A 12041-nucleotide genomic window follows, 5' to 3' on the forward strand; every position below is an offset into this window, starting at 1 on the left:
TGGGTTACAGCATGTTCTTGCCATAGTCCATGTCGGACAGGCCAAAATAGTGTGCAATTGTCTGACCGATATCGGCGAAGGTTTCGCGATAACCGAGTGAACCCGGTTCAACTTTCGGTCCGTAAATCAGAATCGGAATGTGCTCACGAGTATGTTCGGTGCCTTTCCAGGTCGGATCACAGCCGTGGTCGGCGGTCAGGATCAGAATGTCATCCTCACCCACCAGCTCCATCAGCTCCGGCAGACGACGGTCAAACAGCTCCAGTCCGCCCGCGTAACCGGCGACATCACGGCGATGTCCCCAGGTCGAGTCGAAGTCGACAAAGTTGGTAAAGACAATCGACTGATCCGGCGCGATTTTCATCTCCTGAATCGTAGCGTCAAACAGCGCATCCAGTCCGGTCGCTTTGACCTTTTTGGTGATGCCCTGTTCCGCATAGATATCGGCGATTTTACCCACCGAAATCACATGACCGCCCTTCTCATCCACCAGCTTTTTCAGCATGGTGGCAGACGGTGGCTCAACTGCCAGATCGTGACGGTTGCCGGTGCGTTCGAAGTGACCCGCTTTATCGCCGACAAACGGACGCGCAATCACACGACCGATGTTATAGCCACCTTCCGTCAGCTCTTCGCGGGCAATTTCGCACAGCGCATAGAGGCGATCCAGGCCAAAGGTCTCTTCGTGACAGGCGATCTGGAATACGGAGTCCGCAGAGGTGTAGAAAATCGGCTTGCCGGTTTTCATATGCTCTTCACCCAGCTGATCCAGAATCACCGTACCGGAAGAGTGGCAGTTACCGAGATAGCCCGGCAGCGCCGCGCGCTCTACCAGCTTATCGAGCAGTTCCTGCGGGAAGCTGTTCTCCTGATCGCTGAAGTAACCCCAGTCGAACAGCACCGGTACACCGGCGATTTCCCAGTGGCCTGACGGCGTATCTTTACCTGACGAAATTTCGCTGGCGTAAGCGTAAGCGCCGGTGATCTTCGCGTTCGGATCGAGGCCCGCCGGGAAGCGACCGGTAGAGAGTTCTGCGGCTTTAGCCAGACCCAGTGCGGTCAGGTTAGGCAGATGCAGTGGCCCTTTACGGCCTTTATCTGCTTCACCGTTGAAACAGGCTTCAGCAATGTGGCCGAGCGTATCTGAACCTTCATCACCGAATTTATCGGCATCTTTACTGGAGCCGATCCCGAAGGAGTCGAGAACCATAATAAAAGCACGTTTCATGCAAGTCTCCTGCGCAATGGCGCGTGACAAGTCAAAAAAAAGCGATCAGATCAGTATACCCGAATGCGTTGCCGCTGGCACCGATTACTGGCCGGTTAACTGACATCGCTCACACGACGATAGACCACTGGCGTGGCGGCGGGCGCGGTATCACTCAGCACCAGCGCGGCTTTGACCGCTGCGGCGGCCTGTTGCCACTGCGCTTCGTTGCTGGCATGGATAATCGCCAGCGGGCGCTGAGCATCAGCACGCTCACCCAGGGTAATCATCTCGCTTAAACCGACGCTGTAATCAATGCTGTCGCTGGCGCGCTGGCGTCCACCGCCCATCGCGACCACCGCCAGCCCCAGCGCCCGGGTATCCATGCTGCTGACGATGCCCGGTCGATCGGCATAGACCGCTTTGCTGAGCATCGGCGCGGGCAGATAGGTGTCGTAGCGCTCTACGAAATCGGCTGGCCCGTTCTGGGCCGCGACCATGCGGGCAAAAATTTCCGCCGCTTTGCCGTTATCCAGCACCTGCATCAGCTGCTGGCGCGCTTCTTTCTCATCTGCGGCCAGTTTGCCGGAAATCAACATTTCGCTGCACAGCGCCAGCGTCACTTCCAGCAGACGTGGATTGCGCTGTTCGCCGGTCAGGAAGCGCACCGCTTCCCGCACTTCCAATGCGTTACCGGCAGAGGAGGCGAGAACCTGGTTCATATCCGTCAGCAGTGCGGTGGTCTGGCAACCTGCGCCATTGGCGACGCCCACAATCGACTGCGCCAGACTTTCTGACGCCTCATAGGTTGGCATAAACGCGCCCGAACCCACTTTGACATCCATCACCAGCGCATCCAGCCCTTCCGCCAGCTTCTTCGCCAGAATCGAGGCGGTAATCAGCGGGATGGAATCGACGGTAGCGGTAATGTCGCGCGTGGCGTAGAAGCGTTTATCCGCCGGGGCCAGGGAGTTGGTCTGGCCGATAATCGCCACCCCAACCTGTTTGATGATTTCGCGGAAGCGGTCATCGCTGGGGAAGATATCAAAGCCCGGAATCGCCTCCAGCTTGTCCAGCGTGCCGCCGGTATGACCGAGGCCACGGCCGGAGATCATCGGAATATAGCCGCCGCAGGCGGCCACCATCGGCCCGAGCATCAGCGACGTCACATCGCCGACGCCGCCGGTCGAATGCTTATCCACCACCGGCCCATTCAGGTTGAGCGATTTCCAGTTCAGCACGGTACCGGAATCACGCATCGCCATGGTCAGCGCCACGCGCTCAGGCAGCGTCATGTCGTGGAAATAGATGGTCATCGCCAGCGCGGCGATCTGACCTTCCGAAACGGTGTTATCACGCACACCATTGATGAAGAAGCGAATCTCCTCTTCAGTCAGCGCATGGCCGTCACGTTTTTTGCGAATTATTTCTTGTGGCAGGAACAAGGTAACCCCCTGGTTCAGGGAAATCAGGATGGGGAACAGGCGGTCAGCGACCGCCTGAAAGATCAGTAACCCGCTTTGCTGGTGTCGCTGTCATGACCCAGGGTATTCAGCAGGCTCGCCAGCAGGCTTGATGCACCAAAACGGAAATGACGCGCATCGGCCCAGTCGGCACCCAGCGTCTCTTCCGCCATTTTCAGGTAGATCGCGGCATCTTCAGCGGTGCGCACGCCACCAGCGGGCTTAAAGCCAACCTGCTGGCTGACGCCTTTATCGCGGATCACGTTCATCATGATCTGCGCCACTTCAGGCGTGGCGTTAACCGGCACTTTACCGGTAGAGGTTTTGATGAAGTCCGCACCGGCATCAATCGCGATTTCAGAGGCCTGACGGATCAGCGCTTCCTGCTTGAGTTCGCCGGTTTCGATGATCACTTTCAGCAGCACATCTGCTTCGGCGCAGGCGGTTTTACAGGCTTTCACCAGATCAAAACCGACCTGGCTGTTGCCGGCAATCAGCGCACGATACGGGAACACCACATCCACTTCATCGGCACCGTAGGCGATCGCCGCGCGGGTTTCTGCCAGCGCAATCTCAATGTCGTCATTGCCGTGCGGGAAGTTAGTCACCGTGGCGATGCGGATTTCCGGGGTACCCTGCTCGCGCAGCGTTTTACGGGCAATCGGAATAAAACGCGGATAGATACAGATTGCGGCGGTGTTGCCTGCCGGGGATTTAGCCTGATGACACAGGGCGATCACTTTTGCGTCGGTGTCGTCGTCATTCAGGGTGGTTAAATCCATCAGTTTCAGGGCGCGCAGGGCAAGGTGTTTGATATCGGTCATGAGGCTCTCCAAAGGATCGAGGTGCGATCCACCGGCTGGCCGGCGGAATGTGATAATAATAACAGCGTCACCGGCTTTTTTATGTGCCAGCAGTCACATCAGAATAAGAAAATGATGTAATACTGACATGAAAAACCAGATCTGAGTCGCATATAACGCCATTTAAAGCCCATTATACGCCACCCGATCAAATGTTACTATTATCACACTCACCCTGGGGCAAAGGCGATCCGCTAGCGCTGAGCGGGTTGAAGGCGTACGGCAGGGAAAGCGGGATCGAGCTGAAACAGCTGCTGGCTGTTATGCCACAGCGCATCGGCGATCTCTTCAGGGGATTCTTCCCGCAGGGTGCAGAGCGTCTCCCACACCTGGCGCGCCCGTTCTGGCCGGTTTGGCTGGCCCTGAAAGCCTTTCAGCGGCATATCCGGCGCATCGGTTTCCAGCAGCAGCGAAGAGAGCGGCAGCTGCGCCAGCGTCTGACGGGTTTTGCTCGCCCGTTCATAGGTAATGGTGCCGCCGACGCCAATCGCATAGCCGAGTTTAATAAACGCCTGCGCCTGTTGCAGGCTGCCCGCGAAGCCGTGTACTACGCCGCGACGCGGCAGATCGTGACGCCGCAAATGCTGGGCCAGCTTGTCATGGGTACGCCGCGAGTGCAGGATCACCGGCAGCGCATAGCGTTTCGCCAGTTTAAGCTGCGCATCAAGAAAGCGCAGTTGCTTATCAAACTGCGGATCGTCGCGATAGAGATCCAGCCCGATCTCGCCGATCGCCACCAGCTTACGCGGGCGCTGCTGCAGCAACGTCTCCAGCTGATCGAGATGGGCTTCCTGATGCTGTTCAATGGCAATCGGATGCAGCCCAAACGCGGCGTAGAGCGGAGCATGGCTGGCAGCCAGCTCGCAGACCCGGTTAAACCGACTGGCCTCCACCGCCGGGATAATAATCTTCTCAACGCCTGCGGCAGCGGCACGCGCCAGGCTGGCCTCAGCATCCGCCTCAAACGGCGGAAAATCAAAATGACAGTGGGTATCGATAAACCTCATGCCAGCGATCCTTTATCGTAATCGGCATCATTATCTGCCAGCGGCGGCGTCATAATCTCGCGGTTATCCGGCGCATTGGCAACCGGCGCAGACGGCATCACGATGCGCGGCGGGCTTTGCGGCTCCGCATCACTGAGCCACTGGCCGAGCGTGGCAAGGAAATAGCGGCCGCAGCGTCGGCCCAGATGGTAATCCTGATTCAGCGACGATATCCGACTGCCGAGCGCGCTGCTGGCCAGCACATGCGGAGGAAAGATCTCAATAATGCGTAAGTCACCGGGCGGATTTTCAATAAACTGCTGAATCTCCCGATAGCTCTGCTCATGCTGGTGCAGCACGTTAATCATCGGCTGGAAGGCAGCCGCCGTCATCCAGCGCTCCATACGCTTAAACCATTTTGGCGTGTAGAACATCTGTGACGGTACGGTACGAATCACCACAATGGTATCTGCGCCACGGCGCGCCGCTTCCCGCACCGGAATCGCATCGCTGATGCCGCCATCCAGATAGCTGATCCCTTCAAGGTTAACCCCAAGCCGGTAGAAGCCGGGAATGGCGCTGGAGGCTTTGATTAAATCCAGCCAGTTGTCAGCCGTTGGCGTGAAGTAGCCTGGCGCGTAGTCGTCGCTGCGGCAGGCACACATATAAAACTCACGTCCGCTGGAGAACATTTTTTCGGCGCTGGTCATCGCCAGCGGAAATTCGCTGCGCGTGGTTTCGACCAGCCAGTCGAGATCGATCAGATTACCGCCGCGCACGAAACGCAACGGATCGAAAAAGAGTTTATTGGTGGTGTAACGGGTTATCACGCGACGGGCGTAGCCAGGCTGACCACAGACAAAGGCAGAAAGATTTTGCGCACCGGCAGAGGTGCCAAGCATTAATTGAAAGGGGTTGAATCGGGCACGCTGAAACTCATCCAGCACGCCTGCGGTGAAGATACCGCGTTGACCGCCGCCTTCACAGACCAGCGCAATTTTATGCGATTTAAAGGGTGTCAGCGCAAGAGGTTCAATGGCGCCGAGCGTAACGGGAATGCGTGTACCCACTGTGTGAACCTCAAAAGGGGTTCCCGCGGGCAGGCTGAGGGATTGTGACGTCTGTCCAGCAGCATTCCGGAGAACCAGTCATACCCTCCTTTAGCCGGGCAACCGCGCTGTGCTGATTGCCCCTTGTAACGGTGTGAAAAAATCCCTTTTTCACCTTATGCGCTACAGATGACTGGTCTCCGCTTTATGCTTACATGCTTTGCATTATACTGCAGGACTCATCGGCTAAAGCTTTTTACGGCCGGTAAACAGGCTGATGAGGAACAGGATAATACCAACAACGAAGACAACTTTAGCTGCCCATGCTGCTGTACCCGCTAAACCGCCAAAACCTAACGCTGCAGCAATCAGTGCGATCACCAGAAAAATAATGCCCCAACGAAACATAAGCCTCTCCTTACCCTATTGAAAATCGAACTGCTTATTTAATCCCCGGATGGGTATCTTTTATCCGTGCGGCCTGCTGTTGCGGCCGCACGGTTACCATTAAGATTTAACCGTCAGGTCATTCTTAACGCTTTTCACGCCTTCAATGGCTTTCGCAATGCTCTCAGCGCGGTCTGACTGCGCCTGATTTGCAACGTGCCCTGAAAGCTGAACAACGCCGTCGGTGGTTTCAACTTTTACGTTGCGCGACGGAACAATGTCATCCGCTAATAGCTTAGCTTTAATTTCGCTGGTCGTAGCGGCATCGCCCGCATAACCTTTCATTGACTGAGATTTGCTGTCTTTAACGTGTAGCTTGTCACTGACGGATTTAACACCTTCGATTTTCTGCACCACAGCCACGGCTTTTTCAGCCTGATCCTGTGAGGTGACGAAACCGCTTAATGTCACCACGCCCTGATGCGTTTTCACCGAAATATCCGTACTTTTAATCGCGTCATCATCAACCAGTGCGGCTTTTGCCTTGGCGGTGATGCCGCTGTCATCCATAAAACCATCGACTTTTTTCATAGAACTATCGATTTTTGAACCCGCGCTGTCGGCTGTCTGTGACGCTTTCTGCGACATTGATTCGTCAGCCAGTGCGCTGCCGCTGATCAGTGCTGAGCCAATCATGGCGGCCATCAGGGTTTTAGCAATCTTAGTCTTGTTCATCGATATATTCCTTCTATCAGTTAACTCGCCCAAAACTGTGGGCGCAACAGCAGCAAACCGCGCTGCTGGGTTACAGGACGTAAGGACAAGAGAAGTCTCTTCCGCCGTCCGATAGAGTAATCATAGACGGCATTTCGCGCTTTGCCTGGCTAACTGGTTGATCACACGTCAAAACAGAAGAAAAACGGGGTTTTTAGGAGGAGTCTGGAAGGAGGAAAACAGGGCCATTCCCAGCTGGAATGGCCCGGATAGCGCAGAATCAGTGCTCGCGGGTTTTGCGGAACCTGACGTCAGGATAACGTTCCTGCGTAATATTCAGATTCACCATGGTTGGGGCGATATAAGTCAAATTATCACCGCCATCCAGCGCGAGGTTAACTTCGTTTTTACGCTGGAAGTCTTCGAACTTTTTCGCATCGTCACATTCGACCCAACGCGCCGTTGAGACGTTGATCGCTTCGTAGATCGCCTCGACGTTATATTCGCTCTTCAGACGCGCCACCACCACATCGAACTGCAGCACCCCGACGGCACCGACGATCAGGTCGTTGTTGTGAACCGGACGGAACACCTGTACCGCACCCTCTTCCGACAGCTGAACCAGCCCTTTCAGCAGCTGTTTCTGCTTCAGCGGATCGCGCAGGCGGATACGACGGAACAGCTCCGGCGCGAAGTTCGGAATACCGGTGAACTTCATGTTCTCACCCTGAGTGAAGGTATCGCCGATCTGAATAGTGCCGTGGTTATGCAGGCCGATGATGTCGCCGGGATAGGCTTCTTCAACGTGGGAACGGTCGCCCGCCATAAAGGTCAGCGCGTCAGAGATCACCACATCTTTGCCGGTGCGCACCTGGCGCAGCTTCATCCCTTTCTCATATTTCCCTGACACCACGCGCATAAAGGCCACGCGGTCACGGTGTTTCGGGTCCATGTTGGCCTGAATTTTAAATACGAAGCCGGTAAATTTCTCTTCGCTGGCTTCAACGGTGCGGGTATCGGTTTTGCGCGGCATCGGACGCGGTGCCCAGGCGACCAGGCCATCCAGCATATGATCCACGCCGAAGTTACCCAGCGCGGTGCCGAAGAAGACCGGCGACAGTTTGCCGTTAAGGAACGCTTCCTGCTCAAATTCGTGCGATGCGCCCTGCACCAGCTCCAGCTCTTCACGCAGCTGTGCCGCCAGATCTTCCCCGACCGCGATGTCGAGGTCCGGGTTGTTCAGCCCCTTCACGATGCGGACATCCTGAATGGTGTGGCCTTTACCGGTCTGGTAGAGATAGGTTTCATCTTTGTAGAGGTGATACACCCCTTTGAACAGCTTGCCGCAGCCGATAGGCCAGGTGATGGGCGCACAGGCAATTTTCAGCTCGCTTTCCACCTCATCCAGCACTTCCATCGGATCGCGGATGTCACGGTCAAGTTTGTTCATAAAGGTCAGGATCGGCGTATCGCGCAGACGGGTGACTTCCATCAGCTTGCGGGTACGATCCTCAACGCCTTTCGCGGCATCGATCACCATCAGACAGCAGTCAACCGCGGTCAGCGTACGGTAGGTATCTTCCGAGAAATCTTCGTGACCCGGTGTATCCAGCAGGTTCACCAGGCTATCGCGATAGGGGAACTGCATCACCGAGGTGGTAATGGAGATACCACGCTGTTTCTCCATTTCCATCCAGTCCGACTTAGCGTGCTGGTTAGAGCCGCGGCCTTTTACCGTACCGGCGGTCTGGATAGCCTGTCCGAACAGCAGGACTTTTTCGGTAATGGTGGTTTTACCGGCATCCGGGTGCGAAATTATCGCGAAGGTGCGGCGGCGTGCCACCTCTTCTAAAAAGGGATTAGACATGGGATTCTTCTCAATGGAGCAGCGCGCTCGGTCTGGCGCTGCTGATAAATCACGGTGGCCGGCAGAACCTTACCGGCGGGTAAACGGTGCCAAAGGCGACATCATGTCGTCGGCGGGTCAGCGCGAAGTTACATTGGCGTAAAATCCGGTTACCTGGTCAGCTTTAAGGCGGCATAGCATACAATATTTTGCGCGCAGCGGCGAACAGCGGCGGCGGAAAAAGTTGTCTGCCTGGGGTCGATGGTCAAAACAGATGACAACCCGGCACACGATGTGCAGGATAAAGGTTTTCAATTTCAGGGAATTTCCCATGAGCGCCAGACCGGTCCCCCTGGAGGGCCGTATTCGACAATACTGGGATGAGCTTTCCCTTCACGAACAACGACTGGCAGAAGTGCTGCTCGCGGCGCCCGGTCAGTTAGCGATGAATACCGCTACGGAACTGGCGCAGAGCGCGGGCGTCTCCAAAGCGACCGCCACCCGTTTTTTTCGTCATCTTGGCTATGAGAGCTACGAAGCGGCGCGTCGTCAGGCGCGTGAAATGCAGAATAGCGGTTCGCCCCTTTACCTGCACACGGGTTCCAGCGCCTCGCCGCTCGATAGTCTGATGCAGCAGCACCTGGAAAAAGAGATCGCCAATCTGGTGAATACCTTTCGTTCGCTGGAGGGCGACACGCTGCAGTCATGCGTGGAGGCGATCGCCCAGGCGCGTCGCGTGGTCATCCTGGGCTGGCGTCACAGCCAGACCATCGCCGCCCTGATCTATCGCGATCTGCTGCATGTCCATCCCCATGTCTCGCTGCTGCCACGCGCTGGCGACTCGCTGGCCGAGCAGCTTGCCGACCTCGGCCAGCAGGACCTGGCGATCTGTGTCGGTCTGCGTCGTCGTATGCCAGCACTGGATTCCGCAATGGCGGCGCTAGACCTGCTGGAGGTCCCTATGCTTTATCTGTCCGATGCATTAGCGGGAAAACCTGCGCGCCACGCGCGCTGGACATTGCGCTGCCACACCGATGGAAGTCTGATTTTCGACAGCACGGTGGCGCTTTCTGGCGTCTGCAACCTGCTTTGCTCGCTGGTGGCCCGCCATTCAGGCAAGGCCGGTAGCGATCGTCTTGCTGCCATCGAGGTCCTGCACCAGCAACTCGACGAGCTGGAATAATGTGCCACGCTGGCGCATCCCCTTCCCTCTGATGCCCTGAAAAGGTGCGCCGTTGTTCGGCGTACCTGACGCGTCACGCCGCCTGAAGAAACAAAAGAAAAATAAAATACAGAAAAAGAAACAGATGTTTCTCACTGATTTTGTTTGTAAAAGCGCCGGGCTCAGCTGCCTTCTCTGTTTGCGGTGCCGCAAAGTGGCACGAAAGCTGCTCGGGTATTGATGAACTTCACCAATACCAGGGGATCACCATAATGAAAAAAATCGCACTCTTTCTCACCGCGCTACTGGCCGTCAGCGCCGCGCAGGCTGATACGCTTTCGGATATTAAAAGCAGCGGCAAAATTACCGTTGGCATCGACCCGACCTTTCCGCCCTATGAATATACCAGTGACAAGGGCGAGGTCACCGGCTACAGCGTCGCCATCATGCAATCCTTCGCTCAGGATCTGGGAGTGAAACTGGTGTTTCAGAAAACCGCCTTCAGCGGCATTCTGCCCGGTCTGATCTCCGGCTCGTTCGACGCCGAAGGCTCCTCACTCAACGTCACCGCCGAGCGTGCAAAGAAGGTGCTGTTTACCGTCCCCTACAGCAAAACGGTTAATGGCGTGCTGATGCGTAAAAACGACGCGGAGAAATTTAACGGATCGCCGATAGACCCGGCGCGCCTCTCCGGGCTGCGCGGTGCCGTTAAGAGCGCCAGCGTGCCAGAACAGTTGCTGAAAGGCTTTAACGAAGAGCTGAAGAAAGCCGGCAAAGCGCCCATTACGATTATCAGCGTCGATACGCTGGATCAGACCGTCACCACACTGATGACAAAACGCGCCGACTTCGTACTGGATGATATTGCTGTGCTGGCACCGATCGTGAAAAAGCATTCCGATAAAGTCGCGCAGGCCGGGGAAGCCGGGCCTTCTCAGTGGATGGCCTGGGCCACCCGTAAAGAGGATCTGACGCTGAACAAGGCGATCAGCGACCATATTCTGGCGATGCAGCAAAGCGGCAAACTTGGCGCACTGCAAAAGCAGTATCTCGGCACCACCTTTACCGTACCCGCCAGCAATTTTATCCCTCAGGAGTAAGCGATGAGTCCTCTCTCTATCCGGGTGCCAGCCGGACATGGCCGTACCTTTCAGGTTCGCAAAGGTCAGTTGATTACCATTATCGACAGCCAGGGCCAGCAGGCCGCCGACTTTGTGGCGGTGAATGCCGCTAACCATGATGAGAAACTTTCGCCGGTGCATACCCGTCAGCATCTGCGCTCTCTTTTCTTTCAACCCGGGGATGCACTCTGGTCCAGCGAAAACCGCCCGCTGTTGCGCATCGTCGCCGACACCATTGGTATTCATGACGCCAATGTTCCGGCCTGCGATCGCACACGTTTCAGCGTTGATTTCGGCGTAGAAGGCCATCGTAACTGTGTCGACAACTTGCTGGAAGGCATGAAGTCGCACGGCATCACCTATTTCTCATTGCCGGAACCGTTCAATCTGTTTCAAAACGGGCCGGTAACCGCCGACGGTCGTATGGAGGTCACCGATCCGCACAGCAAGGCCGGTGACCAGATCGTCTTCGAGGCACTGTGCGATCTGATCTGCGCCGTCTCCTCCTGTCCACAGGACATCATTCCCGGCAACGGCCTGCAGGTTACGCCGATCGCCATTGAGATCCACGACGGCCAGCCTGCGGAGGTGAACCATGCTGTTAATGCGTGAAGGATTTGAGGAAGTGGTATCGCGTCCTGTTGCCGCCCCACTTAACGTTGCTGCGGGTAGCGTCGGTTCGATTCGGGTGCTGCGCGGCCAGTTACTGCGTATCAGCGCGCTGGCGCCAGGTGCAGTGGCGTCGCTGTTCGGTTTCAGTCTCGCCGATCCGGCGATATGGCTCTCGGTGCACCACACCCGCGTCTTCAGCAACAGCTATCTGCTCGGCTCAGGCATGCGGCTGGTTAACAATCGCCGACGCCCGGTGATGGTGCTGGGCAAAGATAGCGTTAAGCGCCACGACCTGCTGCTTCCCGCCTCAACGCGTGCCTTTCTGGCCTCGCGCGGCTATCAGGGTGAGGGTTGTGTCGAGGCGGTTCGCGGCGAACTGTCGCGTCTCGGCATGACGGTGCCGAAACTTCCCGACCCCATCAATCTCTTTATGCATGTCAGGCTCACGCGCGCGGGCGAGATCCTGCCTGAACCCAACCTGACACGCGCGGGCGACGCAATTACCTGCCGCGTCACCATGGATATGCAGTTTATCGTTTCGGCCTGCAATACCGGCATCGAGGGCAACGACCAGCCAGCGCCGCTTCGCCTTGCGGTGGCGGAAAACCTGTCCGATTTTAAGCTGGAGTAG

The 12041-nt window shown here is 56.6% G+C and carries 12 protein-coding genes; 4 read left to right on the forward strand and 8 right to left on the reverse strand.

The features are described from left to right. Positions 1-4: 4 nt before the first annotated feature. From deoB to prfC, 8 genes are all read right to left on the reverse strand, one after another. The gene (gene deoB / locus WFK59_RS16755; protein ID WP_336756522.1) at positions 5-1228 is read right to left on the reverse strand and encodes a phosphopentomutase; all 1224 of its coding nucleotides are present in this window, start codon (positions 1226-1228) and stop codon (positions 5-7) included. Positions 1229-1323: 95 nt separating this feature from the next. Then, positions 1324-2652 carry a thymidine phosphorylase gene (deoA, locus tag WFK59_RS16760; protein ID WP_233987135.1) on the reverse strand — a complete coding sequence of 443 codons (1329 nt, stop codon included), beginning with the start codon at positions 2650-2652 and terminating at the stop codon, positions 1324-1326. A gap of 62 nt (positions 2653-2714) precedes the next feature. Next, complete coding sequence (gene deoC / locus WFK59_RS16765; protein WP_233987134.1) at positions 2715-3494, reverse strand: deoxyribose-phosphate aldolase; 780 nt, start codon at positions 3492-3494, stop codon at positions 2715-2717. A 233-nt stretch (positions 3495-3727) separates the two neighbouring features. Further along, entirely contained in the window at positions 3728-4540 is an 813-nt protein-coding gene (locus tag WFK59_RS16770) for a TatD family hydrolase (RefSeq protein WP_336756524.1), read from the reverse strand. Beyond that, the gene (locus tag WFK59_RS16775) at positions 4537-5589 is read right to left on the reverse strand and encodes a patatin-like phospholipase family protein (protein ID WP_336756527.1); all 1053 of its coding nucleotides are present in this window, start codon (positions 5587-5589) and stop codon (positions 4537-4539) included. Before WFK59_RS16775 ends, WFK59_RS16770 begins: the two co-directional genes overlap by 4 nt. Positions 5590-5814: 225 nt before the next feature. Further along, the gene (locus tag WFK59_RS16780; RefSeq protein ID WP_003848537.1) at positions 5815-5976 is read right to left on the reverse strand and encodes a DUF1328 domain-containing protein; all 162 of its coding nucleotides are present in this window, start codon (positions 5974-5976) and stop codon (positions 5815-5817) included. A gap of 99 nt (positions 5977-6075) precedes the next feature. Continuing rightward, on the reverse strand, positions 6076-6690 hold the full coding sequence (gene osmY, locus WFK59_RS16785; RefSeq protein WP_233988125.1) for a molecular chaperone OsmY: 615 nt from the start codon (positions 6688-6690) through the stop codon (positions 6076-6078). Between the two features lie 259 nt (positions 6691-6949). Beyond that, entirely contained in the window at positions 6950-8536 is a 1587-nt protein-coding gene (gene prfC, locus WFK59_RS16790) for a peptide chain release factor 3 (RefSeq protein WP_233987131.1), read from the reverse strand. Between the two features lie 310 nt (positions 8537-8846). Here prfC and WFK59_RS16795 point away from each other — a divergent pair, with 310 nt between their 5' ends. The 4 genes from WFK59_RS16795 (at position 8847) to WFK59_RS16810 (ending at position 12041) form a co-directional block, all read left to right on the forward strand. Continuing rightward, the gene (locus tag WFK59_RS16795; RefSeq protein ID WP_233987130.1) at positions 8847-9698 is read left to right on the forward strand and encodes a MurR/RpiR family transcriptional regulator; all 852 of its coding nucleotides are present in this window, start codon (positions 8847-8849) and stop codon (positions 9696-9698) included. Between the two features lie 251 nt (positions 9699-9949). Continuing rightward, positions 9950-10777: a transporter substrate-binding domain-containing protein gene (locus WFK59_RS16800; protein ID WP_233987129.1), complete on the forward strand. Its 828-nt coding sequence runs from the start codon at positions 9950-9952 to the stop codon at positions 10775-10777. A gap of 3 nt (positions 10778-10780) precedes the next feature. After that, the gene (locus tag WFK59_RS16805) at positions 10781-11410 is read left to right on the forward strand and encodes an urea carboxylase-associated family protein (RefSeq protein ID WP_336756530.1); all 630 of its coding nucleotides are present in this window, start codon (positions 10781-10783) and stop codon (positions 11408-11410) included. Beyond that, entirely contained in the window at positions 11394-12041 is a 648-nt protein-coding gene (locus WFK59_RS16810) for an urea carboxylase-associated family protein (RefSeq protein WP_233987127.1), read from the forward strand. The genes WFK59_RS16805 and WFK59_RS16810 overlap by 17 nt, the downstream gene beginning before the upstream one ends.

The organism is Pantoea sp. USHLN298, assembly GCF_037149395.1.
Classification (GTDB): domain Bacteria; phylum Pseudomonadota; class Gammaproteobacteria; order Enterobacterales; family Enterobacteriaceae; genus Pantoea; species Pantoea astica.

Bases quoted from the DNA above. Each gene is read 5' to 3' on its own strand.
- WFK59_RS16780 (WP_003848537.1), bottom strand. From the start codon at position 5,976: ATGTTTCGTTGGGGCATTATTTTTCTGGTGATCGCACTGATTGCTGCA.
- WFK59_RS16770 (WP_336756524.1), bottom strand. From the start codon at position 4,540: ATGAGGTTTATCGATACCCACTGTCATTTTGATTTTCCGCCGTTTGAG.
- WFK59_RS16795 (WP_233987130.1), top strand. From the start codon at position 8,847: ATGAGCGCCAGACCGGTCCCCCTGGAGGGCCGTATTCGACAATACTGG.
- WFK59_RS16800 (WP_233987129.1), top strand. From the start codon at position 9,950: ATGAAAAAAATCGCACTCTTTCTCACCGCGCTACTGGCCGTCAGCGCC.
- osmY (WP_233988125.1), bottom strand. From the start codon at position 6,690: ATGAACAAGACTAAGATTGCTAAAACCCTGATGGCCGCCATGATTGGC.
- WFK59_RS16810 (WP_233987127.1), top strand. From the start codon at position 11,394: ATGCTGTTAATGCGTGAAGGATTTGAGGAAGTGGTATCGCGTCCTGTT.
- deoC (WP_233987134.1), bottom strand. From the start codon at position 3,494: ATGACCGATATCAAACACCTTGCCCTGCGCGCCCTGAAACTGATGGAT.
- prfC (WP_233987131.1), bottom strand. From the start codon at position 8,536: ATGTCTAATCCCTTTTTAGAAGAGGTGGCACGCCGCCGCACCTTCGCG.
- deoB (WP_336756522.1), bottom strand. From the start codon at position 1,228: ATGAAACGTGCTTTTATTATGGTTCTCGACTCCTTCGGGATCGGCTCC.
- WFK59_RS16805 (WP_336756530.1), top strand. From the start codon at position 10,781: ATGAGTCCTCTCTCTATCCGGGTGCCAGCCGGACATGGCCGTACCTTT.